25 protein-coding genes and 2 tRNA genes are annotated in these 25,642 nt (G+C 68.4%); 18 read left to right on the top strand and 9 right to left on the bottom strand.

All coding sequences use genetic code 11. The features are described from left to right. Window positions 1-4 precede the first annotated feature (4 nt). Complete coding sequence (locus tag WJ16_RS05220) at window positions 5-1,009, bottom strand: RluA family pseudouridine synthase (RefSeq protein ID WP_069256137.1); 1,005 nt, start codon at window positions 1,007-1,009, stop codon at window positions 5-7. 722 nt (window positions 1,010-1,731) lie between these two features. On the opposite strand from WJ16_RS05220, the gene WJ16_RS05215 reads away from it, so the two are divergent. From WJ16_RS05215 to WJ16_RS05190, 6 genes are all read left to right on the top strand, one after another. After that, the gene (locus WJ16_RS05215; RefSeq protein WP_069256136.1) at window positions 1,732-4,908 is read left to right on the top strand and encodes an Rne/Rng family ribonuclease; all 3,177 of its coding nucleotides are present in this window, start codon (window positions 1,732-1,734) and stop codon (window positions 4,906-4,908) included. Window positions 4,909-5,039: 131 nt separating this feature from the next. Next, window positions 5,040-6,152: a GTP 3',8-cyclase MoaA gene (gene moaA / locus WJ16_RS05210; RefSeq protein ID WP_069256135.1), complete on the top strand. Its 1,113-nt coding sequence runs from the start codon at window positions 5,040-5,042 to the stop codon at window positions 6,150-6,152. Between the two features lie 26 nt (window positions 6,153-6,178). Further along, window positions 6,179-6,796 carry a molybdenum cofactor guanylyltransferase MobA gene (gene mobA / locus WJ16_RS05205; protein WP_069256134.1) on the top strand — a complete coding sequence of 206 codons (618 nt, stop codon included), beginning with the start codon at window positions 6,179-6,181 and terminating at the stop codon, window positions 6,794-6,796. Between the two features lie 112 nt (window positions 6,797-6,908). Beyond that, entirely contained in the window at window positions 6,909-8,207 is a 1,299-nt protein-coding gene (moeA, locus tag WJ16_RS05200; protein ID WP_069256133.1) for a molybdopterin molybdotransferase MoeA, read from the top strand. A gap of 39 nt (window positions 8,208-8,246) precedes the next feature. Beyond that, window positions 8,247-8,522, top strand: coding sequence for a hypothetical protein (locus WJ16_RS05195; protein WP_006401288.1), 276 nt, complete (start codon window positions 8,247-8,249; stop codon window positions 8,520-8,522). Further along, complete coding sequence (locus WJ16_RS05190) at window positions 8,519-9,004, top strand: GNAT family N-acetyltransferase (protein WP_069256132.1); 486 nt, start codon at window positions 8,519-8,521, stop codon at window positions 9,002-9,004. The genes WJ16_RS05195 and WJ16_RS05190 overlap by 4 nt, the downstream gene beginning before the upstream one ends. Before the next feature lie 90 nt (window positions 9,005-9,094). Here the strand turns inward: WJ16_RS05190 and WJ16_RS05185 are convergent, their stop codons facing one another. The 5 genes from WJ16_RS05185 to pncB all read right to left on the bottom strand — a co-directional run bounded on the left by WJ16_RS05185 (window position 9,095) and on the right by pncB (window position 15,065). Continuing rightward, entirely contained in the window at window positions 9,095-10,573 is a 1,479-nt protein-coding gene (locus tag WJ16_RS05185) for a DNA recombination protein RmuC (protein WP_069256131.1), read from the bottom strand. Then, window positions 10,570-11,559 (bottom strand): 2-hydroxyacid dehydrogenase, encoded by a 990-nt coding sequence (locus WJ16_RS05180; RefSeq protein WP_069257963.1) that lies wholly within the window; start codon window positions 11,557-11,559, stop codon window positions 10,570-10,572. Before WJ16_RS05180 ends, WJ16_RS05185 begins: the two co-directional genes overlap by 4 nt. An 82-nt stretch (window positions 11,560-11,641) precedes the next feature. Then, complete coding sequence (locus tag WJ16_RS05175; protein ID WP_069256130.1) at window positions 11,642-13,072, bottom strand: sodium:proton antiporter; 1,431 nt, start codon at window positions 13,070-13,072, stop codon at window positions 11,642-11,644. A gap of 43 nt (window positions 13,073-13,115) precedes the next feature. Further along, on the bottom strand, window positions 13,116-13,778 hold the full coding sequence (locus WJ16_RS05170; RefSeq protein WP_069256129.1) for a LutC/YkgG family protein: 663 nt from the start codon (window positions 13,776-13,778) through the stop codon (window positions 13,116-13,118). A gap of 87 nt (window positions 13,779-13,865) precedes the next feature. Beyond that, window positions 13,866-15,065 carry a nicotinate phosphoribosyltransferase gene (gene pncB, locus WJ16_RS05165; RefSeq protein ID WP_069256128.1) on the bottom strand — a complete coding sequence of 400 codons (1,200 nt, stop codon included), beginning with the start codon at window positions 15,063-15,065 and terminating at the stop codon, window positions 13,866-13,868. 319 nt (window positions 15,066-15,384) lie between these two features. Between pncB and fdxA the strand changes: the two genes are divergently transcribed. The 8 genes from fdxA to WJ16_RS05125 all read left to right on the top strand — a co-directional run bounded on the left by fdxA (window position 15,385) and on the right by WJ16_RS05125 (window position 19,787). Continuing rightward, window positions 15,385-15,708, top strand: a complete 324-nt coding sequence (gene fdxA, locus WJ16_RS05160; protein ID WP_069256127.1) for a ferredoxin FdxA — start codon at window positions 15,385-15,387, stop codon at window positions 15,706-15,708. A gap of 103 nt (window positions 15,709-15,811) precedes the next feature. Beyond that, a tRNA-Asn gene (locus tag WJ16_RS05155) sits at window positions 15,812-15,887 on the top strand. A gap of 72 nt (window positions 15,888-15,959) precedes the next feature. Further along, window positions 15,960-16,035 (top strand) — tRNA-Asn (locus tag WJ16_RS05150). A 118-nt stretch (window positions 16,036-16,153) separates the two neighbouring features. Continuing rightward, a complete protein-coding gene (locus tag WJ16_RS05145; protein ID WP_069256126.1) occupies window positions 16,154-16,639 on the top strand; it encodes a CreA family protein in 486 nt (161 codons plus the stop codon). A 57-nt stretch (window positions 16,640-16,696) separates the two neighbouring features. Next, window positions 16,697-17,596 carry an AraC family transcriptional regulator gene (locus WJ16_RS05140; RefSeq protein ID WP_069256125.1) on the top strand — a complete coding sequence of 300 codons (900 nt, stop codon included), beginning with the start codon at window positions 16,697-16,699 and terminating at the stop codon, window positions 17,594-17,596. Between the two features lie 138 nt (window positions 17,597-17,734). Further along, window positions 17,735-18,502: an AzlC family ABC transporter permease gene (locus WJ16_RS05135; RefSeq protein ID WP_069256124.1), complete on the top strand. Its 768-nt coding sequence runs from the start codon at window positions 17,735-17,737 to the stop codon at window positions 18,500-18,502. Then, the gene (locus WJ16_RS05130) at window positions 18,499-18,837 is read left to right on the top strand and encodes an AzlD domain-containing protein (RefSeq protein WP_069256123.1); all 339 of its coding nucleotides are present in this window, start codon (window positions 18,499-18,501) and stop codon (window positions 18,835-18,837) included. The genes WJ16_RS05135 and WJ16_RS05130 overlap by 4 nt, the downstream gene beginning before the upstream one ends. Before the next feature lie 161 nt (window positions 18,838-18,998). Continuing rightward, window positions 18,999-19,787: a DUF4088 family protein gene (locus tag WJ16_RS05125; RefSeq protein ID WP_069256122.1), complete on the top strand. Its 789-nt coding sequence runs from the start codon at window positions 18,999-19,001 to the stop codon at window positions 19,785-19,787. Window positions 19,788-19,907: 120 nt separating this feature from the next. Here the strand turns inward: WJ16_RS05125 and WJ16_RS05120 are convergent, their stop codons facing one another. Next, window positions 19,908-20,303, bottom strand: coding sequence for a hypothetical protein (locus WJ16_RS05120; protein ID WP_069256121.1), 396 nt, complete (start codon window positions 20,301-20,303; stop codon window positions 19,908-19,910). Window positions 20,304-20,572: 269 nt separating this feature from the next. On the opposite strand from WJ16_RS05120, the gene WJ16_RS05115 reads away from it, so the two are divergent. The 3 genes from WJ16_RS05115 (at window position 20,573) to fumC (ending at window position 23,855) form a co-directional block, all read left to right on the top strand. Continuing rightward, window positions 20,573-20,791: an RNA-binding S4 domain-containing protein gene (locus WJ16_RS05115; RefSeq protein ID WP_021159725.1), complete on the top strand. Its 219-nt coding sequence runs from the start codon at window positions 20,573-20,575 to the stop codon at window positions 20,789-20,791. Between the two features lie 137 nt (window positions 20,792-20,928). Next, window positions 20,929-22,305 (top strand): multidrug efflux MATE transporter NorM, encoded by a 1,377-nt coding sequence (gene norM / locus WJ16_RS05110; protein ID WP_069256120.1) that lies wholly within the window; start codon window positions 20,929-20,931, stop codon window positions 22,303-22,305. Window positions 22,306-22,460: 155 nt separating this feature from the next. Then, entirely contained in the window at window positions 22,461-23,855 is a 1,395-nt protein-coding gene (fumC, locus tag WJ16_RS05105; RefSeq protein ID WP_069256119.1) for a class II fumarate hydratase, read from the top strand. Between the two features lie 49 nt (window positions 23,856-23,904). On the opposite strand, the gene WJ16_RS05100 is transcribed toward fumC, so the two are convergent. Together WJ16_RS05100 and WJ16_RS35215 are read right to left on the bottom strand one after the other, a co-directional pair. Beyond that, the gene (locus tag WJ16_RS05100) at window positions 23,905-24,417 is read right to left on the bottom strand and encodes an acyl-CoA thioesterase (protein WP_069256118.1); all 513 of its coding nucleotides are present in this window, start codon (window positions 24,415-24,417) and stop codon (window positions 23,905-23,907) included. 134 nt (window positions 24,418-24,551) lie between these two features. Next, window positions 24,552-24,692: a hypothetical protein gene (locus WJ16_RS35215; protein WP_167375361.1), complete on the bottom strand. Its 141-nt coding sequence runs from the start codon at window positions 24,690-24,692 to the stop codon at window positions 24,552-24,554. A gap of 195 nt (window positions 24,693-24,887) precedes the next feature. Between WJ16_RS35215 and WJ16_RS05095 the strand changes: the two genes are divergently transcribed. Continuing rightward, on the top strand, window positions 24,888-25,595 hold the full coding sequence (locus WJ16_RS05095) for an ArsR/SmtB family transcription factor (RefSeq protein WP_069256117.1): 708 nt from the start codon (window positions 24,888-24,890) through the stop codon (window positions 25,593-25,595). Window positions 25,596-25,642: the final 47 nt, after the last annotated feature.

The following is a 25,642-nucleotide window of genomic DNA, read 5'->3' as shown; positions in this document are numbered from 1 at the left end:
CGGTTCAGGCGGTATCGCGCAGTGCGCTGAGTTGGTCGAGGAAGCGCCGGCATTCGTCCGGCAGCGGCGCATCGAACTGCAGCGCCTCGCCGGTCAGCGGGTGGGCGAGCCGCAGCCGGTACGCATGAAGGAACATCCGTTTCAACGACGGCTGCGCGTTCGCGCGCGCCAGCGCCTTGTTCAGTGCGAAATCGCCATACTTGGCGTCGCCGGCGATCGGCAGGCCGAGATGCGCGAGGTGCACACGGATCTGATGGGTCCGACCCGTTTTGAGTTCCGCTTCGACCAGCGCGTATTCAGGCCAGCGGTCGATCAGGTTGAACACCGTATGCGACGGCAGCCCGTCGTCCTGCACGCGCACGCGGCGCTCCCCTTCCGGGGTCGAATACTTGAACAGCGGCGCCTTCACCGCGCGGCGGCGGCCCCAGTCGGGCTGCCATTCGCCGTGCGCGCATGCGAAATAGCGTTTGTCCATCCTGTTTTCGCGAATCTGCTCGTGCAGGCCCACCAGCGCCGTGCGCTTTTTCGCGAGCATCAGGATCCCGGACGTCTCGCGGTCGAGCCGGTGCACGAGTTCGAGGAATTTCGCGCGCGGGCGCGCCTGGCGCATCTGCTCGATCACGCCGAACGCGACGCCGCTGCCGCCGTGGACGGCGACCCCGGCCGGCTTGTCGATGACGAGCATCGCGTCGTCCTCGTACAGCACGTTGAAATTCGCGGGCGGCACGACGGGCGTATCGGCGCGCGCGAGGTCCGCCGCCGCCACGCGCACGGGCGGCACGCGGACGACGTCGCCGTGGGCAAGACGGTACTGCGCGTCGACCCGGCCCTTGTTGACGCGCACTTCCCCGCTGCGCAGGATCCGGTAAATATGGCTTTTCGGCACGCCCTTACAGACGCGCAGCAGGAAGTTGTCGATCCGCTGACCGGCCGAGTTTTCGTCGATCTCGATCATCGATACCTGGCCGCTTGCGAGCGAATTCTGGGATATTTTGCCTAACTCATTCATACTGAATATAATTTTGCCCAGCCTGACGTTGAGGGTGGCCTGACCGGCCGGCCCCGGCTGAATTGGGCAAGGCGCAAGCGCAAACCGCTATTTTACTTGCGCCGGGGGTCCGCTGCTCGCCCCTAATCAAAGAGATGCAGCAAGTTGCACGCACGGCGCCGCTCGCCGGCAAGGATCGCGCCCACAGGCGGATTCGGTCGGCAAGGCGCCGCGGTAACGGAAAGTTGGTTGAAAAGAATTTGATCGGCAGCCGGACGGCGCGAAGTGCGTCCGCAGGCTGCCGGTTGCGAATATTACGGCGTTGCGCCCGATTTGGCTCCGCGAAGCGTGCGGAGCTTGGCGACGTCAAACCAGGGAAGTACACCCCAAGCGGGAAAGTCGGGCTGGATTCGATACTCCCCGCTGCGGCCCAAGCCGCAGCATCTGCCGCCCGTCGGCGCGCGCGACGCATTGCGCGCGCCCGTGGCAATGCCCGGACTCAGGCTTAGCGCGCTTGTGCAGCGTGCGGTGTGTGAACGCCGTGCTTTGAAACCGTATTCGCAGGTGCCCTATGGCCGCCGGCCCCGTCTTTCGGGCCCAAGCGCCTCTTCAGGCAATTCTCCCCGCCATCTTTCCCGCTCCAGCGTGCTTGTGACAACACAACAAGGTGCGGCCTGCCGTCGTTACCGCCCTCGCGCCTGACAACCGCGAGGCGCCGGCAGCGGAGCCGCCTGGAGTCGTTCATGAAACGCATGCTGTTCAATGCGACGCAGCAGGAGGAGCTGCGCGTCGCCATCGTCGATGGGCAAAAGCTCATCGACATCGACATCGAGACAGCCGGGCGCGAACAGCGCAAAGGCAATATCTACAAAGGTGTCATCACCCGTATCGAGCCGTCGCTCGAAGCGTGCTTCGTCAACTACGGCGAAGACCGCCACGGCTTCCTGCCGTTCAAGGAAGTCGCGCGTCAATACTTCAAGGAAGGCATCGACATGCGCTCCGCGCGCATCCAGGATGCCCTGCGCGAAGGCCAGGAGCTGATCGTCCAGGTCGAGAAGGAAGAGCGCGGCAACAAGGGCGCCGCCCTCACCACCTTCATCTCGCTCGCCGGCCGCTACCTCGTGCTGATGCCGAACAACCCGCGCGGCGGCGGCGTGTCGCGCCGGATCGAAGGCGACGAGCGTCAGGAACTGCGCGAGACGATGGCGCAACTGCAGATCCCGGACGGCATGAGCATGATCGCCCGTACCGCGGGCATCGGCCGCAGCGCCGAGGAACTGCAGTGGGACCTGAACTACCTGCTGCAACTGTGGCGCGCGATCGAAGCGGCGTCGCAGAGCGGCAATGCCGGCCAGCCGATGCTGATCTATCTGGAATCGAGCCTCGTGATCCGCGCGATCCGGGACTATTTCCAGCCCGATATCGGCGAAATCCTGATCGACACGAACGAAATCCACGACCAGGCCCGCGCCTTCATGGATATCGTGATGCCGGACAACGTCGCGAAGGTGAAGCGCTATCACGACGACGTGCCGCTGTTCTCCCGCTTCCAGATCGAGCACCAGATCGAGACCGCGTACTCGCGCACGGTGCCGCTGCCGTCGGGCGGCGCGATCGTGATCGACCACACCGAAGCGCTCGTCGCGATCGACGTGAACTCGGCGCGCGCGACCAAGGGCGCGGACATCGAGGAAACGGCCACCCGCACGAACCTCGAAGCGGCCGACGAAGTCGCCCGCCAGCTGCGCCTGCGCGACCTCGGCGGCCTGATCGTGATCGATTTCATCGACATGGAATCGGCGAAGAGCCAGCGCGAAGTCGAGCAGCGCCTGAAAGACGCGCTCAAGCATGACCGAGCGCGCGTCCAGATGGGCAAGATCTCCCGTTTCGGCCTGATGGAACTGTCGCGCCAGCGCCTGCGTCCGGCGCTGTCGGAAGGCAGCCACGTGACCTGCCCGCGCTGCAACGGCACCGGCCACATTCGCGATACCGAATCGTCCGCGCTGCAGGTTCTGCGGATCATTCAGGAAGAAGCGATGAAGGAAAACACCGCGGCGATCCACTGCCAGGTGCCGGTCGAGGTGACCGCCTTCCTGCTCAACGAAAAGCGTCAGGAAATCAACAAGATCGAGTCGCGCTTCAAGGTCGGCATCGTGCTGATCCCGAACAAGCACCTCGATACGCCGCACTACAAGCTCGAGCGCCTGCGTCACGACGACGCACGCCTCGACGATCCGCGCGCGTCGTGGAAGATGGCCGAGGAAGCGGCCCGCGAACTCGAGTCGGAAACCGGCTACAGCAAGCGCGCGGCGGAAGTGAAGCCGAAGCAGGAAGCCGCGGTCAAGGGCATCACGCCCGAGCGTCCGGCCCCGAGCCCCGCACCGCAGCGCCCGGTCGAGCCCGTTGCAGCGCCCGCACCGGTCGCGCCGGCAAGCGGCGGCTTCATCGGCTGGCTGAAGGGGCTGTTCGGCGTGTCGCCGGCACCGGCGCCCGCACCGGTCGCTCCGGCACCGGCGAAGGAGCAGGCAGCCCGTCCGGCTCGCGGCGAACGCGCCGAGAAGTCCGAGCAGCGCGGCGAACGCGGCGGCGATCGCAACCGCAACCGTCGCGGCGGCGCCCAGCAGGCGCAAGGCGGCCGCGACCAGGCGGCAGCCGGCCGTGGCCAGTCGCAACGCCAGGAACGCGAAGGCAAGGAAGGACGCGAGCCGCGTGAAGTGCGTGAGCCGCGCGAAAACCGCGAACTGCGCGAGGGTCGTGAACCGCGTGAAGGTCGCGAGAACCGCGAAGGCCGTGAGGGTCGCGAGGCCCGCGCCCCGCGCGAAGGCCGCGAGCCGCGTGAAAGCCGTGAGCCGCGCGAACCGCGTGAGAGCCGCGAACCGCGCGAGCGCGCCGAACTGCCGGAAGGCGTCGACGCAGCCGGTCGTGGCGAGCGCCAGGAACGCGGCGAACGTCGCGAGCGCGGCGAACGCCGCAAGCCGACCCAGCATGCGGCTACGCTCGAAACCGTCACCCGTGGCGAAACCCATCCGGAACCGGAAGCCGACAAGGCCGCGGCTGAAGCCCTGCCGGGCGCCGAGCTGGCAGCCGATGCGGAAGCCGGCGCGCGTGATGGCGAGGAACGCCGCCGTCGCCGTCGCGGCCGCCGCGGCGGTCGTCGCGAGCGCGAGGAAGACGGCGCAGTCGTCGACCACGCCGAGCAAGGCGCGGAAGGCGAAGGCACCGTGCAAGCCGTGACGCCGGAAGCACCGGCTGCCGTCGAGCCGGCTCATACGGCCGCACCGGCAGTCACCGTGGTTGCGGCGGCAGCGAGCGCCGTCGTCGTCGAAGCCGTGGTCGAGCACCGTGCCGAACCGGTTGCGCCGGCCGCTGTCGAGCCGCAGCCGGCACCGGTACACGTCGAAGCAGCCCCGGCTGCACCGGCCGAGCCGGCAGTCGTCGCCCACGCAGCGGAACCGGCACCGGTCGCACCGGCTGTCGAAACCGAAGCCGGTCCGGCTCCGGTCGCGGTTTCGCCGACCGATGCGTTCGAAGTGCCGGCAGCGCCTGCCGCCGTCGACGCACCGCAACCCGCACCCGTCGAGCAGGCCGCACCGGTCGCGACGAGCGAAGCCGCTCCGGTGGCTGCCGAGCCGGCCCGTGTCGAAGCAGCGCCGATCGAAGTAGCGCCGGTCGAAGCTGCCGCAGCTCCGGCGCCTGCACCGGCCCCCGCACAGCCGGCAGCCGCGCCCGCTTCGGCGAGCCTGGACGCCGTGCTGGAGCAGGCCGGTCTCGTCTGGGTGAACACGGACGCCGGCAAGTTCGCCGCCGCGCAGGAAGCCGCATCGCGCCTTCCGCGTCCGGCTCGCGTGCCGCGCGAACGCAAGCCGCTGCCTCCGGTCGATACGACCCCGATGCAGCAGGTTGAAACGACGCATCACTGACCGACGCGTCGTCCGACCCGAAAAAGCCCGCCGCCGGCGGGCTTTTTCACGTCCGCGCTCCGGGTTTCCGCCCCCCGGCCCGGCTCGCCGCTTGCGGCTAAAATAGAGGTCTGGTCCGCACTTCTTCCAACATGTCCCGACGCATCATTCCTCTCGCCGACGTCAGCGGGATGCCGGACGTCTCCGGCGTCGCGCACGCCCCGGACGGCACGCTGGCCGACACGTTCGCCAGGCCGCTGCGCGACCTGCGCATTTCGGTGACGGATCGCTGCAACTTCCGTTGCGTGTACTGCATGCCGCGCGCCGTCTTCGACAAGGACTACCCGTTCCTGCCGCACAGCGCGCTCCTCACGCACGAGGAAATCGAACGCGTGGCGCGGCTCTTTGTCGCGCATGGTGTCGAGAAGATCCGCATCACCGGCGGCGAGCCGCTGCTGCGCAAGAATCTCGAATTCCTGATCGAGCGCCTCGCACGCCTGACCACGCATGACGGCCGTCCGCTCGACCTGACGCTCACGACCAACGGCTCGCTGCTCGCACGCAAGGCGCGCGCGCTGAAGGACGCCGGGCTCACGCGCGTGACGGTCAGCCTCGACGCGCTCGACGACACGTTGTTCAAGCGCATGAACGATGCCGAGTTCGCGAGCGCCGACGTGCTCGACGGTATCTTCGCCGCGCAGGCCGCCGGCCTCGCGCCGGTCAAGGTCAACATGGTCGTGAAACGCGGCACCAACGACAGCGAGATCCTGCCGATGGCCGAGCGGTTCCGCGGCACCGGCGTGATCCTGCGCTTCATCGAATACATGGACGTCGGCACGTCGAACGGCTGGAACATGACCGAGGTGCTGCCGTCGGCGGACGTGGTCGCACGGATCGCCGAGCACTTCCCGCTCGTCCCGCTCGACCCGCACACCGCGGCGGAAACCGCGCAGCGCTGGGGCTATGCGGACGGCAGCGGCGAGATCGGCGTGATTTCGAGCGTCACGCAGGCCTTCTGCGGCGACTGCACGCGCGCGCGGCTTTCAACCGAAGGCAAGCTGTACCTGTGCCTGTTCGCATCGACGGGCCACGACCTGCGCGCGCTCGTGCGCGGCGGCGCGAGCGACGCCGAGATCGCGACCGCGATCGCCCGCATCTGGCAGGCGCGCACCGACCGCTATTCGCAACTGCGCGGCAGTGCATCGGCCGACGCACTGCCCGACGGCGGCGGCAAGCGGGTCGAAATGTCGTATATCGGCGGCTGACGCGCCGCCCTTCCCGCCTTCCGACGATGCCCGCTTCCACCCCGCCTTCGATCGCCGGCCTGCTGCTCGCAGGCGGGCGCGCCACGCGCATGGACGGTGTCGACAAGGGCCTGCAGCTGCTCGACGGCACGCCGCTCGCGCTGCACGTGCTGCGCCGGCTCTCGCCGCAGGTCGACGAGACGCTGATCAGCGCGAATCGCCATGCCGATCGCTATGCCGAACTCGGTGCGCCGTTCGACGCGCGCATCGTCGCGGACGAAACCCCCGACTTCCCCGGCCCGCTCGCGGGCCTGCTCGCGGGCATGCGGGCGGCGCGCGCGCCGCTCGTCGCGTGCTCGCCGTGCGATACGCCCTATCTGCCTGCCGACCTCGTCGCACGGCTGCTGGCGGCGCTCGACACGCGGCAGGCCGACATCGCGATGGCGGTGACCGTCGACGCCCGGCAGGCGCGCTCGCCGCAGCCGACGTTCGCGCTGCTGCGCACGTCGCTGGCCGACGATCTCGCCGCCCGGCTCGCGGCCGGCGACCGCAAGGTGCGTGCGTGGTACGCACGCCACAAGACGGTCGAAGTCGAGTTTCGCGACGAGCGTGCGTTTTACAATGCCAACTCCTGGCAGGAACTCGCCGCGCTGGCCCGCCGCTGACGGCACCCGTGCGGTTCCCGCCCGGCGCCCGCCGCACGCGAAACCCGCGCCCAGGCATCCTCCCCGCGCCACCGGCCACGAACCCGATACGCCTTGCGGCGCAGTCCGACTGATGATCACGCAATCCTCCTCCGCGTCCCGAAGCGCACCCGATTCCGATGCCCCGCTGTCGCTCGCGGACGCACAGGCGCTCGCGTGCCGCTTCGCGGTGCCGGTCGACGCGTGCGCCACGGTCGCGCTGCGCGATGCGCTTGACCGCGTGCTCGCGGCCGACGTGAACGCGCCATTCGACATTCCCGCGTACGACAACTCGGCGATGGACGGCTATGCGTTCGACGGCAGTGCCGGCACGCACGCGGCGCCGCCAGCCGACGTCGCGCTGACGATCGCCGGCACCGCGCTCGCCGGCCATCCGTTCGACGGCGCGGTGACGGCCGGATCATGCGTGCGCATCATGACGGGCGCGCCGATGCCGGCCGGATGCGACACCGTGATTCCGCAGGAACGCGTGCGCGTCGACGGCGACACGATCCACTTCGCCGCGCACGACATCGCGCGCGGCGCGAACTGCCGCAAGGCCGGCGAGGATCTCGCGCGCGGCGCCTGCGCGCTCGCCGCGGGCCGCATCCTGCGGCCGTCCGATCTCGGTCTGCTCGCGTCGTTCGGTTTCTCCGAAGTCGCGGTGCGCCGGCGCGTGCGCGTCGCCGTCTTCTCCACCGGCGACGAATTGCGCGAGCCCGGCGCGCCGTTCGGCCGCGGCACCCTGTACGACAGCAATCGCGGGATGCTGATCGCGATGCTCGAAAGGCTGCATGTCGACGCGATCGATCTCGGGATCGTCCGCGACGACCCGGCCGCACTCGAAACCGCCTTGCGCGACGCCGTCGCCGCGCAGGCCGACGCGGTGATCACGTCGGGCGGCGTATCGGTCGGCGAAGCCGACTTCACGCGCGACGTTATGGCCACGCTCGGCGACGTGACGTTCGCCAGCCTCGCGCTGCGCCCCGGCCGGCCGCTCGCGTGCGGCACGCTCGCCCGCCCGGCCGACGGCGCCGGTCACACGCTGTTCTTCGGGCTACCCGGCAATCCGGTCGCGTCCGCCGTGACGTTCTACGCGATCGTGCGGCCCGCGCTGCTGACGCTGGCCGGCGCGCAGGCGCAGCCGCCGGCGATGTACACGGCGCTCAGCACGCACGCGCTGAAGACACGCACGGGGCGCACCGACTACCTGCGCGGCATCGCGACACGCGCCGCCGACGGCCACTGGCACGTCGCACCGGCCGGCTCGCAGAGTTCCGCATCGCTGAGCGGCCTGTCGGCCGCCAATTGTTTCATCGTCCTGGGCCACGATACCGCGGCAGTCGACGCGGGCACCCCGGTCGATATCCTGCCGTTCGACGGCCTGATCTGAATTCCACTATCGGTATATTTCTACGGGGGCAATCCGCACATGAAGAAGCAAATTTCGTCGATCGCCGCGGGGCAGACCGCCAAGGCGCTGATTCTCGTCTACCTGACGTTCAGCGTGCCGATCGTGCTGCTCGGCATTCTCGTCGCTTACGTCCGCTACGGGATGGTCGAACTGAGCACGATCCTGAGCGCGCTGCTGCTGAACGCGATCCTCGGCTTCGTGCTGCTGTGGATCGCATGCCACGCGTACAACTGGGTCGCATCGCGCTTCGGCGGCATCGAGATCGTGCTGTCCGATCCGCCGGAGGAAGCGTGAGCGGCACGCCGCTGATTCGCGCGGCCGAGGCTCGCGACGTCGGCGCGATCCTCGCGCTGATGCGCGAACTGGCCGAGTTCGAAAAGCTCACGGATCTGTTCGTTGCGACGCAAGCCGATCTCGCCGACGCGCTGTTCGGCGAACACCCCGCCGCCGAGGCACGGGTGGCCGAGCAAGACGGCGCGATCGTCGCGTATGCGCTGTTCTTCCACAATTATTCGACGTTCCTCGGCCGTCGCGGCCTTTATCTCGAAGATCTGTACGTGCAGCCGTCGCAGCGCGGCACCGGTCTCGGCACCGCGATGCTGCGCCACCTCGCGGCGCTGGCCGTCGAGCGCCGCTGCGGACGCTTCGAATGGTCGGTTCTCGACTGGAACCAGCCTGCGATCGATTTCTACGAAAAAATGGGCGCCACCGTGCTGCCCGACTGGCGCATCGTTCGCGTCACGGGCGACGCGCTGGACACGCTGGCCGGGCAATGATCCCGCACCGGCCCCGTGCCGGTGAACGTTGCAAAAGAATACGGGCGCCTCGGCGCCCGTATTCTTTCCGACAGCGACACGCAGCACGTGTCATGCGTCGTCCGCATCGGCGCCGTCGGCGCCTTCCGCACCCAGCAGCCCCGCCGCCGTGTCGCCCGGCAGCGCCTCGACCTGCTTCAGCTTGCGGCTCATCACGCGCGTACGCTGCTCGGCGGACTCGATCGAGCGCGTGACCGTTTCGAGCTGCGCCTTCGTGCGCGCGAGCACGTCGCCGAACTTGCCGAACTCCGTCTTCACAGCGCCGAGCACCTGCCACACCTCGCTCGAGCGCTGCTCGATCGCGAGCGTGCGGAACCCCATCTGCAGGCTGTTCAGCAATGCGGTGAGCGTCGTCGGGCCGGCGACCGTCACGCGATAGTCGCGCTGCAGCAGGTCGGTCAGCCCCGGGCGACGCAGGATCTCCGCATAGAGCCCTTCGGTCGGCAGGAACAGCAGCGCGAAATCGGTCGTGTGCGGCGGCGAGACGTACTTCTCGGCGATCGTGCGCGCCTCCAGCCGCACGCGTGCTTCGAGCGCGCGGGCCGCCTCCTCGACCGCCACCGCATCGGCGCGCTCCTGCGCGTCGATCAACCGCTCGTAGTCCTCGCGCGGGAATTTCGCGTCGATCGGCAACCACACGGGCGGCGCGTCGCGCGTGCCGGCATCGCGCCCCGGCAACCGGATCGCAAATTCGACGCGCTCGCTGCTCTTCGGCACCGTCGCGACGTTCTTCGCGTACTGCTCGGGCGTCAGCATCTGCTCGAGCAGCGCCTCGAGCTGTACTTCACCCCAGGTGCCGCGCGTCTTCACGTTGGTCAGCACCTTCTTCAGGTCGCCGACGCCCGCCGCGAGCGTCTGCATCTCGCCGAGTCCGCGATGCACCTGCTCGAGCCGGTCCGACACCAGCTTGAACGATTCGCCGAGCCGCTGTTCGAGCGTCGCGTGCAGCTTCTCGTCGACGGTGCGGCGCATCTCCTCGAGCTTCGCCGCGTTGTTCGTCTCGATTTCCTTCAGCCGCTGCTCGAGCGTCGCACGCACCTCGCCGATCCGGCGGTCGTTCGCCTCGGTCAGTTGCGTGAGCTGCCGGTGCAGCGTGTCGCCGAACAGCCTGAGCGCGCCCGTCTGCTCGTCGCGCGCCTGCTGCGCCTGCCGCTGCAGGCTCTCGCGCATCGCGTCGAACTGCTGCGCATTGCCGGCCACGAGCTTGCCGAGCTGCTGCGCGAAACCCTCGATCTGGTTGTTCTGTACGGTCGCCACGCTCGTCAGTTGCGCGGCGAGCATCTGCTGAAGCTGCGAGAAACTGCCGGCCAGCTCGGTGCGCGAGCCGCGCGCGCTCTCGACGATCTCGCCGCGCAATTCGCGTTCGAGCCGCTCGACCGCCCGCGCCTGCGCATGCGCGGCGTCCGCGATCTGGTCGCCCAGTACCGCCGTATCGTCGTGACGGCCCCCGCCGCGCACGAGCACGACGATCGCCACCGCGAGCGCGACGGCCAGCACGACGACCGCCGCCAGCAACAACGTCATCGTCATGCGCGCGGCTTCCCGATCACGTCAGGGTTGATCGGATTCGGCGGCTGCCCGGCGCGCGGCCCTTCGCCGAGTGCGGCGATCAGGTTGTCGGCGGCGAGGTTCGCCATCGCACGACGCGTCTTTTCGGTCGCGCTCGCGATATGCGGCGTCAGCACGACGTTCGGTACCTCGAGCAGCGCCGGATGGACCGTCGGCTCGCCTTCGTACACGTCGAGGCCGGCCGCGGCGATCGTCCCGTCGCGCAACGCGGCGGCCAGCGCCGCGTCGTCGACGATCCCGCCGCGCGCGATGTTGGTCAGCGTCGCGGTGGGCTTCATCCTGGCCAGCTCGGCCGCCCCGATCGTGTGATGGTTCTCCTTCGTGTACGGCAGCACGAGCACGACGTGATCGGCACGGGCGAGCAGCGCATCCTTCGGCACGTATTCGGCATTCAGCTCGGCCTCGATCTCGGGCGCGACCCGCGAACGGTTGTGATAGATCACCTGCATCCCGAAGCCGCGCGCGCGGCGCGCGAGCGCCTGGCCGATGCGCCCCATCCCGATCACGCCGAGCGTCGAGCCGTAAATGTCGGAACCGAGGAAACCGTCGTACGCCCACTTCTGCCAGTGGCCGGCGCGCAGCCAGTGCTCGGATTCGGCGATCCGGCGTGCGGCCGCCATCATCAGCGCCCAGCCGAAATCGGCGGTCGACTCGTTCAGCACGTCGGGCGTGTTGGTGCCGAGCACGTTCGCCGCATTGAACGCGGCTATGTCGAAATTGTTGTAGCCGACTGCCATGTTCGCGACAACGCGCAGGCGCGGCGCCGCCGCGAGCGCGGCCGCGCCGACCGGATCGCCGGCCGTCAGTGCGCCGTCCTTGTCGGCCAGACGCGCGGCGAGCGCGTCGGGCGCGAGTGCGTCGCCGTTGTTCCAGTCGACGTCGAAATACTGCTTGAGCCGTTCGATCACGTCCGGAAAGATCGGACGCGCGACCAGGATCTTCTGCATCGCCATCTCCGCATGCGGCGGACGGATCGTTGCGCGCCATGCGCTGCCGGAACCGCCCGCCCGAGGGTTGAAAATCGTCAGCTTACGCCGTGAAGAAAAGCCACGACGTCAGCAGGAATACCGGTATCAGCACGACCAGCGCCCAGCCGAGATATGCGAAGAAGCTCGGCATCTTCACGCCGCGCGATTCGGCGATCGCCTTAACCATGAAGTTCGGCGCATTGCCGATATAGCTGTTCGCGCCCATGAACACCGCGCCCGCGGAAATCGCGGCGAGCGTCGACGCGCCGGTCGTCATCAGCGACTGCGCATCGCCGCCCGCGAGGTTGAAGAACACGAGATAGGTCGGCGCATTGTCGAGGAACGACGACAGAATGCCCGTCGCCCAGAAGTACATCGCGTCGATCGGCTTGCCGTCCGGCCCCGTGACGAGATGGACGATCTGCGCGAACGCGCCGTCGGCACCCGCGCGCAGGATCACGATCACCGGCGCGATCGTCACGAAGATCCCCGCGAACAGCTTCGCGACTTCCTCGATCGGCGCCCAGTTGAATGCGTTGCCCTCGCGCGCGGAGCGCGGCGTCAGCGCGAGCGACGCGAGCGTCACGACCGCGAGCGCGACATCGCGCACGAGGTTCTGCAGCGCGACGTGCGTGCCCCAGACGTCGAACGTGACATCCGGCTTCCACACGCCGCTCATCAGCACGAGGCCGATCACGGCGGCGAGCAGCACGAAATTGATCTTGCCGTCGATCGACAGCCTGGCGCTGTCGGGCGTCGGGTCGAGCGTGGCCGGCCGCTCCTCGCCGCCCTTGCGGTAGAAATACGTATCGAGCGCGAAGAACAGCGTCAGCAGCACCGCGCAGATGAACAGCATCGGCAGCGCGAGGTGCGTGGTCGTCCAGAAGAAGCTCACGCCGTTCAGGAACCCGAGGAACAGCGGCGGATCGCCAAGCGGCGACAGCGACCCGCCCGCGTTCGCGACGAGGAAGATGAAGAAGATCACGACGTGCACGACGTGCTTGCGGTTGTCGTTCGCACGCAGCAGCGGCCGGATCAGCAGCATCGCGGCGCCCGTCGTGCCCATCACGCTCGCGAGCAGCGTGCCGAGCGCGAGGATCGCGGTATTCAGCTTCGGCGATCCATGCAGGTTGCCGTTCACGCAGATGCCGCCGGCGACCGTATAGAGCGCGGTGAGCAGCACGATGAACGGAATGTATTCCTCGAGCAGCGCGTGCACGAGCGTGCCGAACGCGGTGCCCGCGCCGAACGCGAACCCGAACGGAATCAGGAACACGATCGCCCACCCGGCCGCGATCTTGCCGAAGTGGTGATGCCAGAACACTGGGGCGACGAGCGGGAACAGCGCGATGGACAGCAGGATCCCGGCGAACGGGATACCCCACAGGGCAGACAGCGTGGCGCCGTCGAGCGTTGCGGCCGATGCCAGCGCCGGGACGGCGCCAAGCGCAACCCCCGACGCCATGCCGGCCCAGGCGGCATGTCGTTTCATGCAGAACTTCCTTGGTCGAGTGGTAGTGGATGCGGCGGGCGCGTCATGCGCCCCGTACGACGATCACGTGAACGCGGTACGGGCCGTGCGCGCCCAGTACGATGGTCTGCTCGATATCGCCCGTGCGCGACGGGCCCGACACGAAATTGACCGCGCGCGGCAATTCGCCGCGCTCCGAGCGGATCAGTGCAAATGCGTCTTCATGACCGGCGACGATCCGCGACGCGGGAACGAGCGCGATGTGCGTTTCCGGCAGCAGACCGGCCGACGCATAGGTGTCGGGGCCGGACAGCAGCACCAGCGAGCCCGTTTCGGCGGTCGCGCAAAAACAGCCGGTGAGGCCGACCAGATCGCCGTCGCGCGGTTTGCGGCACTCGACCGACAGGCCGGCACCGGCCCAGTCGAGATCGGCCAGCGTGCGCCATGCAACGGCCTGCATCGGCAGGCCCTGAGCGGAAAGATAGCGGGCGGCGGCGGCAGGCGCGTCGGCCAGCGTCGCGACTTCGTCGACCGTGGTCGACAGCCGCGCCGCTTCGTCGACGAAGGCAGCGACGAGGTCGGCCGGCGCCGGCGGGCGCGGGCCCTGCGGATGACGGGCGAGGTAGTCGGCCACGCCGTCGCGCTCCGCTGCGTCGGGTTCGGCCGCGCGAGCCTGCGCCGCGCGAATGCGCGCGAGGATCTGACGACGGGCAGCGGAAGTGTCCATGAACGGTCCTCGTGACGTTGGCGTGCAATACCGTCGGATTATACCGGCCGCCCCTGCCGCCACGCACCTTGGCCGAACGGCCGGCGCTTACTTCGACGCGTCTTCCTCGACCGGCTGCGCGATGCCGAACACCTGGCGCAAGTACGCGAGATACGCCTTGTCGTCGCACATGCTCTTGCCCGGCGAATCGGACAGCTTCGCGACCGGCTGGCCGTTGCAGCGGACCATCTTGATCACGATCTGCAGCGGCACGTAGCCGAGATCGTTGGTGAGGTTCGTGCCGACGCCGAACGCGAGCTTGCAGCGGCCGCGGAACCGTTCGTACAACTGCATGACCTTCGGGATGTCGAGCGCGTCCGAGAACACTAGCACCTTGGTACGCGGGTCGCACCGGTTCATCTCGTAATGGCGCAGCATCCGCTCGCCCCAGTCGAACGGATCGCCCGAATCGTGGCGCGCGCCGTCGAACAGCTTGCAGAAGTACATGTCGAAGTCGTTCAGGAACGCGTCCATCCCGTAGACGTCCGACAACGCGATCCCGAGGTCGCCGCGATATTCCTTCGCCCACATCTCGAAGCCGTAGATCTGCGAATCGCGCAGCCGCGGGCCGAGCGCCTGGCATGCCTGCAGGTACTCGTGCGCCATCGTGCCGAGCGGCGTGATGCCGTGCTTCATCGCGTACAGCACGTTGCTCGTGCCCGCGAACTGCGGGCCGAGCCCGTCGCGCAGCGTGAGCGCGACTTCCTCGTGCCAGACCTTCGAGAAACGCCGGCGCGTGCCGTAATCGGCGATCTTGCAGTCGGCGAACTCGGGCTCCGCGCCGAGCAGCTTGATCTTCTCGCGCAGCCGCTCGCGGCCTTCGCGATAGTCGGGCTCGCGCTGCGTGTTGCGGAAATACACTTCGTTGACGATCGCGAGCACCGGGATCTCGAACAGGATCGTATGCAGCCACGGCCCAGTGATCTCGATGTCGATTTCGCCGTTGCCCTTCGGCGACGGCGTGATCGAGATGTACTTCTCGTTCAGGTGGAACAGCGCGAGGAAATCGACGAAATCGCTCTTGATGAAGCGCATGCGCCGCAGGTAGTCGAGTTCGACGTCCGAAAAACGCAGCGCGCACAGGCCGCGCACCTCGTCGCGGATCTCGTCGATGTACGGCACGAGATCGACGCCGGGCGTGCGGCACCGGAACCGGTATTCGACGCTTGCGGCGGGGAAGTGATGCAGGACGACCTGCATCATCGTGAACTTGTAGAGATCCGTGTCGAGCAGCGAAGTGATGATCATGTTTGCGGCACCGCCAATATCGAGACAGGGCCCGGCGCACCGCGCGCCGCCCGGTCTGTCGGCCATGTTACCCGAATGCGTGCCCGACCATCGTGAAACCGCCTGGCGCCCTGCTCCCGGCGCACCGTCACCCGGCCGTACGGCCCGCGTACGCCCGGTGTCGACACCCTTCTGCGTCCCCCGAGTACGCGCCATAAACTAATCACGAAACGATATAAGCCGGATAGCCGACCACGTCATGCGGGTTTTGCGCTTCAGTTACAATGCCGGTTTTGGCGCAAACGCCACCCCATATATACCGCCAAGCAGGAGCGTTTTAATGACTCACGTTGTGACCGAAGGCTGCATCAAGTGCAAATACACGGATTGCGTGGATGTGTGCCCGGTGGATTGCTTCCGTGAAGGTCCCAACTTTCTCGCCATCGATCCGGACGAGTGCATCGACTGCGCCGTGTGCGTCGCCGAGTGCCCGACCAATGCGATCTATGCCGAAGAAGACGTTCCGGGCGACCAGCAGCAGTTCACCGCGCTGAATGCCGAGCTGGCGAAGGGCTGGCCGTCCATCACGAAGACCAAGCCGGCACCGGCCGACGCGGACGAGTGGAAGGACGTGCAGGACAAGCTGCACCTGCTCGAGCGCTGATCGCGCCGCGGCACCGAAAAAAATTTCGCGTTCCGCCGCCCGAAAGTATTGACACGTTAGCGAACGCTCCATACAATCTCGTTTCTCTGCTGTTGTTGTTTGTTCCCCGATAGCTCAGTCGGTAGAGCGCCGGACTGTTAATCCGTAGGTCCCTGGTTCGAGCCCAGGTCGGGGAGCCAAAAAACACGAAGGCCCGTTGAAAGTGGACGGGTTTTTTGTTGGAAACAACACACGCAGATGTACCGATTTATTCCCCGATAGCTCAGTCGGTAGAGCGCCGGACTGTTAATCCGTAGGTCCCTGGTTCGAGCCCAGGTCGGGGAGCCAAATAGCGAAAGGCCCGTCATTCGACGGGCCTTTTGTTTTTCGGCCGCTCTCTCGGCTTTCATCGGCCGGTCCCGCGCATGCTAGAGTCTCTGTCCCGCATTCGCATCCGGTTCCGTCGATGAAGCATCGTCTCTTCCGCTCAGCCCCCCTCGCCCTCCTGCTTTCCGTGTTCGCCGCGGCACCGCTCGCGCACGCGGAGGAAGTCGGCAGCGTCAACACCCATTTCCGCGTCACGGGCTCCGATCGCGTGGTCGTCGAGGCGTATGACGATCCGGTCGTGACCGGCGTGACCTGCTACGTGTCGCGCGCCCGCACCGGCGGGATCAAGGGCACGCTCGGCGTCGCCGAGGATCCGAGCGAAGCGTCGATCGCATGCCGGCAGGTCGGCCCGATCAGTTTCAAGGAACCGCTCAAGCAGCAAACCGACGTGTTCAGCGAGCGCATGTCGTTCATCTTCAAGACGCTGCACGTCGTGCGCGTGGTCGACAAGAAGCGCAACACGCTCGTCTATCTGACCTACAGCGACCGCGTCGTCAGCGGCAGCCCGAAGAACGCCGTCACCGCGGTGCCGATGCCGGCCGGCACGACGATTCCGGTCAAGTAAGGCCCGCCCGGGCGCGCGAGCGATACACTGTCGGTTCGACCGCTCTCGCGCCCGCTCATGTCCGCCGCCCGCCTTCCAGACTCCGCACGCTACTGGCGCACGCCGCTGCTGCCGGATGCGGATCTCCTCACGGCCACCTATCGCGACCACACGTTCGCCCCCCACTGGCACGACGCGTACACGATCCCCGTGATTCTCGAAGGCGCGGAACGCTACACCTACCGCGGCAGCGCCCATGTCGCCGAAACCGGCTCCGTGCCCGTGATCAATCCGGGCGAGGTGCATACGGGTTCGCGCGCAGCCGACGAAGGCTGGTGCTATCGCGTCAGCTACATCCCGGTCGAATTCATCCGCGAACTCACGAGTGCGATTGCCGACCGCCCGCAGGATGCGCCGTGGTTCGCGCCCGACGTGATTCGCGACGCCGATCTCGCGGCCCGGCTCACGCTCGCGCATCGGATGATGGAGGCCGGCAGCGAACGCGCACTCGGCGCGCAGGCGCACGGGCAGCCGGCGAACGACTCACCGGGCGACGCACCGCGCATCTACGATCCGCTCGCCGCCGAAACGGCGATGCTCGACGCGTTGTCGACGCTGATCGTGCGCCATGCCGACGCACTGCCGCGAGCGGCGCCGCTCGCGGCGGACGAACCGCGCGTCGACGCGATGCGTGAACGGCTCGCCGCCGATCTCCTGTGCCCGGTGACGCTCGACGAAGTCGCGCAGGCGGCCGGCCTGTCGCCGTTCCACGCGGCGCGCCTGTTCACCCGCACGACCGGCATGCCGCCGCATGCATGGCGCAACCAGTTGCGCCTGCAGCGCGCACTGGCGCCGCTGCGCGCGGGCGTGCCCGTCGCCGACGTCGCGGCGGCCAGCGGCTTCGTCGACCAAAGCCACTTCACGCGGCATTTCAAACGCATGTTCGGCGTGCCGCCCGGGCGCTGGCAGGCGAGCTGACGCGCGGCGTCCGGCCCACCACCGCCATATCGCCCGATACCGCCCGAGCTCCCCGGCGCAGGGCAAGCGGCCCCGCACCGGTCCGCAAGCGCAAGAACATACAAGCCCGCCCACCCGCTGCCCGCTATCCTCCCGTTCATGGAGGCATACGCTTTGAACCCAATACCCGCATCACCCGCCCGCCGCCCGCTCAACGAATGGCTCGACGGCGCGCGCGACACGATCCCGATGATGATCGGCGCCGCCCCGTTCGGCGTGATTTTCGGCACGCTCGTCGGCGGCGGCCCGCTCGCCGCATGGCACGGCGCGCTGATGTCGCTCGTCGTGTTCGCGGGCTCCGCCCAGTTCATCGCGCTCGGCCTGATCGCGGGCAGCGCGAGCTTCGCGGTCGTGCTCGCGACCACGCTGATCGTGAACCTGCGTCACCTGCTGTACAGCGCGACGCTCGCGCCCTATGTCGCGCACCTGCCGCTGCGCTGGCGCGCGACGCTCGGCGCGCTGATGACCGACGAAGTGTTCGCGGTCGCCTATGCGCACTACCGGCACTTCCCGCCCGGCACGATCGGCCCCCACTACTTCTTCGGCTCGGGCCTCGCGATGTACCTGAACTGGCAGGTCTGGACGCTCGCGGGCATCGGCTTCGGCGCGGCGTTCCCGGGCCTGCAGTCGCTCGGCCTCGATTTCGCGATGGCGGCGACCTTCATCGCGATCGTCGTCCCGCAGCTCGGCACGCTGCGTTATTTCGCGGCGGCCGTGACGGCCGGCACGCTCGCGTACTTCTGGCAGGCCTGGCCGTACAAGCTCGGGCTGCTCGGCGCGGTCGCCGCCGGCGTCGCGATCGGCGTCGCGCTCACGCTGCTGCACGACCGCACGCGCGCCGGCTCGCGCACGGAGGCCGCCTCGTGAGCTACGCGCTGCTGATTCTCGGGATGGCGGTCATCACGTACGCGATCCGTTCGACGCTGTTCCTGTTCGGCGAACGGCTGGCGTTTCCGCCGCTCGTGCGGACCGCGCTCGGCTTCGTGCCCGTCACCGTGCTGACCGCGATCATCGTGCCGATGGTCGTCTCGCCGCACGGCGGCACGGCCGAGCTGACGTGGCGCAATCCGCAGCTGGTCGGCGCGCTCGCCGCCGTGCTCGTGTCGGCCGCGACCCGCCGCCCGCTCGTGACGATCGCAGCGGGGCTCGCGGTGTTCTTTTTCTGGCAAGGGGTCGTGCTGCCGCACTGGCTGCCCGCCTGAGCACACGCTCGGTCGCGCGTGCTCAAGTTTTCGCCCGGCGCGTCGATATAACGGATGAAGACCCGCCACCGGCCTCGGCGCGCACCGGTCAGTCGACGCGGCGCCCGCTCCGGTGCGCCGTGCCGGCCGCCGGCTTGCGCGGGCCGCCATCGAGACGATTCATGGGCCAGATCACCCTTTCCCTCAAGGACGACACGCTCGAGTCCCTGCGCAAGGACTACGACGCGTTCGTCCGCGTGTCGCTGAAACTCGACCCGCAGTTCGCGACACCGTCGTTCGAGGATTTCCTGCGCGCCAAACTGCTCGACAACATGGTGCCGCTGACCGAGCACGCGGTGCAGCGGATGCTGCAGGGCGGCCAGTACGCGTGGGCCAAACGCACGCTCGACAAGGAGTTCCCGGACGTCGTCGCGATCCTGATGCGACAGGCCGGCGAATTCGGCTTCGGCTTCGCGTCGCGCTCCGAATGGACCCCGGACGAGCTCGCGAAGGCGTGCCGCGACTGGGCGAAAGCGATCGTCGCCGAAGCGCAGGGCGACCCGTCGCTGGTCGATCCGCTCGCATCGCAGATCAAGGGCGCCGCGCAAGACATCCAGACCCTCGAGGAACTGATGCAGACGCCCGCGTGGCGGCTCGCGGAATCGCTGCGGCAACGGGTCTACGAGGCCAAGCTCGCCTGCGAGATGAGCGTCGGTAGCACCGCGCGCGACAAGCTCGGCGAACTGCGCGGGCTGCTGCGGCTCGGGCTCGCGCACGGCTCGTTCCAGAAGCAGGAAGCGCAGCAGATCATGGAATACCTGCGGCTGCTGAAGCCGGAGATCTTCGTCGAGGAGCCGTACGACGTCTTTGCGCGGCTCGCCGCATGGCTGCGCAGCGTATTCACCCCGGCTGCCGCGCGGCCGGCGCAGGGGCCGGTGCAAGGACAAGGACAAGGACAGCGCCGGCCGTAACGACACACCCCTGCGCGCCCGACCATGAAAACGGCCCGGTGCGCACGATGCGAACCGGGCCGCCGGATGGCCGCCGCGACGCGCCGCCAGGCACGGGCGTCGCGCGGCGCCGGACACCGCTTACTGCGTGGCGCCCTGGGCCGATGCACCGCCTTGCACGCCGGCCGATGCGCCGCCTTCGGTCGCTTCGCCGGCCTTCGTCTTGGCCGAGCCCGCATGGCTCTTGGCCGACTTCGCAGCATGCTTCGCGTGCTTCTTGGTCGAGTGGACGGCCGACGACCCCGTATCCTTCGCGCCGTCGGCTGCCGCGCCGACCGCATCGGTCGCACCGCCGGCCGCATTGCCCGACGCGTTCGCGCCCGCACCGCCCTGCATGCCGACACCCGCAGCCGGCGTCTGCGCCTGTACGCCGGCACCGGCTGCGCCCTGCGCCGCGGTGCCCGTCTGGGCAAAGGCGGCCGACGTGGCGAACGCCGTCAGCGCGGCACCGATCAGCATCGTACGAATCTTGGACATGACAATTCTCCTCAGGAAGTTGTGAGCCCGGACCACGGCGATGCGGTCCGATGCGCCCCCGCCGCAACACGCGGCAGGTACGACAAAAGACCCGCGGCCCGCACGACCGGTTCTCGAATCTCTCAGACTGTTACCCACCGTTTCATTTGCTGACGAATCGCTCACACTCCCTCACAACTGCGGGCGGCCGCCGGCCGCGCTCGCGCGCCGGCCCGCGGTGCCGTATGATGCGGAGCGACTCCTCCCGCGCATCGCGCACCATCTTCGTCATGCCCAATCTGGATTTCACGCTGACCGGCGAATACGTCGAGCTGCACAACCTTCTCAAGATCACCGGCCTCGCGGACAGCGGCGGTTCCGCGAAACTGATCGTCGCGTCCGGCGCGGTGAAAGTCGACGGTGCGGTCGAGCTGCGCAAGACCTGCAAGATCCGCGCAGGCCAGGTCGTGCTGCTCGGCGACACGCGCATCGCCGTGCGCGAGGCCTAGCACCCGAGCCGTTCCCCCTGCCTGCGACATGGCCATCGGCGCGCGCGTTCGACACGGTTCGAATAAAGCCGTAAGCTAGCCGTCTCTCAAAATAAATACATATAGCGCGGGCCCGCACCCGCGCGAGCGCCCATTCCATGTCGCATTCCGGTCTTACGCGGACGGCCGCCGCGCCGCCGTCCCTGTCCAGTCACGCCGCCGATACCGCGCGCCTCGCCGCGCCGCTCGCGATCGCGCAGCTCTCGCAGATGGCGATGAGCGTCACCGACACGGTGCTGCTCGGCTCGCTCGGCCCCGATTCGCTCGCGGCGGGCGGGCTCGGCGCGAACTTCTTCTTCGTCATCGTGACGGTGCTGCAAGGCGTGCTGTCGTCGGTCAGCGTGAGCGTCGCGCATGCGCGCGGCGCCAAGGCCGACGAGCGCGTGCCGCACATCTACTGGACCGGCTTCGTGCTGTCCGTGCTGCTCGCGATTCCGGCCATCGTCGCGCTGTCGCTGTCCGAACCGATCCTGTTGATGTTCCACGAGCCGCCGTTGCTCGCGCATCACGTCGGCGAATATACGGGCATCCTGCGCTTCGCCGCGCTCGGCAGCCTGATCGGCGTCGGGCTGATGCGCGCCTTCCTGCCGGCGATCGGCGCGGCGCGGCGGCTGCTGTGGGTGTCGATCGGCGGCGTCGGCGTAAACGGCGTGCTGAACTACGGGCTGATCCACGGCGCGTTCGGGCTGCCGCGCCTCGGCTTCCTCGGTTCCGCGGTCGCGACGACGATCACGATCTGGCTCACCGCGCTCTCGCTGATCTGGCTGCTGCACGGCCGGCAACGCTTCCGTCATTTCGTCACCGCCGCGCGCCCGAAGCTGCCGATGATGGGCGAACTGATCGGCATCGGCTGGCCGGTCGCGATCACGTACGGGGTCGAGTCGACACTGTTTCTCGCGACGGGCCTGACGATCGGCGTGCTCGGCGCGACGTCGCTGGCCGCCCACCAGATCGCGCTGAACGTCGCCTCGGTGGCGTTCATGGTGCCGCTCGCGATCGGTCAGGCGGCCAACGTGCGGGTCGGCTACTGGGTCGGCGCGGGGGCGCCCGTCGCCGCGCGGCATGCGGGCTTCGTCGCACTCGGCCTCGGTGTCGCGTTCATGTCGCTGTCGGGGATCGTGCTGATCGTCGCGCCGCATGCGATCGTCGGCCTGTACCTGAACCTCGACGATCCGGCCAACGCGGCCACCGTGTCGCTCGCCGCGTCGCTGCTCGGCATCGCCGCGGTGTTCCAGATCGTCGACGGCGCGCAGACCGTCGCGTCGGGCGCGCTGCGCGGCCTGAAGGACACGCGCATCCCGATGCTCGCGGCAACCCTCGGCTACTGGGGCATCGGTTTTCCGACCGGCTACTGGTTCGCATTCCACGTCGGCCTCGGTGCGCGAGGCCTCTGGTGGGGCCTCGCGGCCGGCCTCGCAAGCGTGGCCGTGCTGATGGCATGGCGCTTTCATCTGAAGAGCGCGTCGCCGCACTGAGCGCGACAACACGCGAAATCCGGGCCGGCGCTATGCTAGTCGGTTGAAGCCCCCGAGACGCCGCGCAAGCGGCGCGACTGCCTCACGATACGCCTGATTACGTCTGTTGCCGCGCGACGACGCGCGGCCTTTCCCCTTTTCTGGAGGAGTGGATCATGAACGAAGCAGTGCGGATGGAACGCGATACGTTCGGCGAGATCGCCGTGCCGGCCGACCGGCTGTGGGGCGCGCAGACCGAGCGCTCGCTGCAGAATTTCCGGATCTCGACCGAGAAGCAGTCGCCCGAGCTGATCCACGCGCTCGCGATCGTCAAGCGCGCCGCGGCGGCCGTGAACCAGTCGCTCGGCGTGCTGGCCGACGACAAGGCGCGCGCGATCATCGCCGCGGCCGACGAGATCATCGCCGGCAAGCATCCGCGCGAATTCCCGCTCGCCGTCTGGCAGACGGGTTCCGGCACGCAGACCAACATGAACCTCAACGAGGTGATCGCGAATCGCGCGAGCGAACTGATGGGCGGCGAGCGCGGCGAAGCGCGCAAGGTGCATCCGAACGACGACGTGAACCGCGGCCAGTCGTCGAACGACGTGTTCCCGACCGCGATGCACGTCGCGGCCGCGTATGCGATCGTCAATCACCTGCTGCCGGCGCTGCGCACGCTGCGCACGACGCTCGACGCAAAATCGAAGGCGTTCGCCGACATCGTGAAGATCGGCCGCACGCACCTGCAGGACGCGACACCGCTCACGCTCGGCCAGGAGTTTTCCGGCTACGTCGCGCAGCTCGACCAGGGCATCCGTCACGTCGAATCCGCGCTGCCGCACCTGTACGAACTCGCGCTCGGCGGCACCGCGGTCGGCACGGGGCTGAACGCGCATCCGGAGTTCGCGGTGCGCGTCGCCGAGGAAATCGGCCGGCTCGCGAAGCTGCCGTTCGTGACGGCGCCGAGCAAGTTCGAGGTGATGGCGGCCGCCGATGCGCTGGTGTTCGCGCACGGTGCGCTGAAGACGGTCGCGGCCGGCCTGATGAAGATCGCGAACGACGTGCGCTGGCTCGCGAGCGGGCCGCGCTGCGGGCTCGGCGAGCTGTCGATTCCGGAGAACGAGCCGGGCAGCTCGATCATGCCGGGCAAGGTGAACCCGACGCAGTCGGAAGCCGTGACGATGCTGTGCTGCCAGGTGTTCGGCAACGACGTCGCGGTCAACGTCGGCGGCGCGAGCGGCAATTTCGAGCTGAACGTGTTCCGGCCGATGATCGCGCACAACGTGCTGCAATCGGTGCGACTGCTCGCCGACGGCGCGCAGAGCTTCAACGATCACTGCGCGGTGGGCATCGAGCCGAACCGCGCGCGGATCGACCTGCTGCTGAACGAATCGCTGATGCTCGTGACGGCGCTCAATCCGCACATCGGCTACGACAAGTCGGCGCAGATCGCGAAGAAGGCGCACAAGGAAGGCACGACGCTGAAGGCGGCCGCGCTCGCGCTCGGCTATCTGACCGAGGCGGAATTCGATGCGTGGGTGCGCCCCGAGCAGATGATCGGGACGCGCTAACGGCAGGATGGCGCGGGGGGCGCGCCGCGATGCGCGGCGCCCGCGGCGCTCAGACCGCGCCCTTCGCCACCTCTTCCGGTTTCATCTCGACGAGCTTGTCGAGCGCGGCCCGCACGTCGGCCGCATATTTCGCGAGCACCTTCTGCTCGTCGGTCTCGGGCACGAACGGCGGCACCGGCACCGGGTTGCCGTTCTCGTCGACCGCGACGAACACGACGAGGCAATCGGTCGTCTGGCGCAGCATGCCGCCCTTCGGATCGCCGGCATGCACGGATACGTGGATGTGCATGCTGGTGCGGCCCGTCGCGACGACACGCGCCTTCAGCTCGACAAGATTGCCGACCATGATCGGCCGCTGGAAACGGATGTTGCCGACGCTGACCGTCACGCAATAGCGGCTCGACCAAACGGCCGCGCACGCGTACGCGACCTCGTCGATCCACTTCATCAGCGCGCCGCCGTGCACCTTGCCGCCGAAATTTACGGACGACGGCTCGGCGAGGAAGCGAAATACGGTTTCGGTGCGGTCGAGGGCGGCCGGTACGGGGGACGGTTGGGACATCTTGGTGGCTCCAGGCGGCGGGGGCGCTGTAATCGGGCCATTATACGTTGGTTGCACTGCAGCAACGCGCCGCGGGGCGCCCCGCGTGGCGCGGCTGCCGGGGCCGTGCCGGGTGCGCACGCGCCCGGCGGCGGTCAGCGGCGCACCGTGATGCCCTGATCGATCGTTCCGTACATCTCGATGCTGCCGCCGCGCTCGCCGGCCGAACCCGCCCCGCCCTGCGCACAGGCCGCGCAAACGAAAGCGGCGGCCAACAAACAGAAAATCGTCTTCATCGTTGCTTCGTGTCACGTGCGGCGGCCCGCTGCCGTCGCTTTCGGCCATTCTACGCGCGCGCAGCAAGCGGTCGCAGCCCGGTGCGCCGCATCGATGCCGCCGGCGTTCGTGCATCCGACATTTCAGCCGAAAGCGAAACATCGAATGCGCGCGCCCACTACACTGATGATCATCCCGCCAGACGAGACACGACGATGACCGACCAGGACGACCACCACTTTCCGGGCCTGAGCCGCATCGGCTCGCTGATCGCCGATCCCGGACGCGCCGCGATGCTGTGGGCGCTGATGGACGGCAGCGCACGACCGGCCGGCGAACTGACGATGATCGCGGGGCTGTCGCCTTCCGCCGCGAGCGCCCACCTCGCGCGCCTGACCGAAGGCGGCCTGCTCGCGCTCGACGTACGCGGCCGCCACCGCTACTACCGGATCGCGTCGGCCGACATCGCGGCGTCGCTCGAGGCGCTCGCGAACGTCGCCCGTGCGGCCGCGCCGCATCGCCCGGTGCCGTCGCCGTCCCGCACGGTCCCCGCCGAATTGCGGTATGCGCGCACCTGCTACGACCACATGGCCGGCGAACTCGCGGTGCGCATCTTCGACGGGCTCACCGCGCGTGGCTGGCTGCTTGCGGACGGCGACGCGATCGAGACCACCGAGCTCGGCACCCAGGCGCTCGCGCAATGGGGCATCGACGTCGCCAAGCAGCGCACGCGCCGGCGCCGCTTCGCGTGCGGCTGCCTCGACTGGAGCGAGCGGCGCTCGCACCTTGGCGGCGCGCTCGGTGCGGCGCTGCTCGAGAGCTTCTGCGCGCACGGCTGGATCGAGCGCGCGGCGCGGCCGCGCGTGCTGCGTGTCACCGTGCCCGGACAGCAGGTTTTCGACGGGTGGCTTACGTCCGCTTGACGCCCGCATTGCGTCTTCACGACAACGGCGCGCGATCGACAGGTTTT

The sequence above is a fragment of the Burkholderia metallica genome (assembly GCF_001718555.1).
Lineage (GTDB): Bacteria > Pseudomonadota > Gammaproteobacteria > Burkholderiales > Burkholderiaceae > Burkholderia > Burkholderia metallica.
The sequence above is the reverse complement of the archived record's forward strand: the minus strand, read 5'-3'. Positions and strand labels throughout refer to the sequence as shown.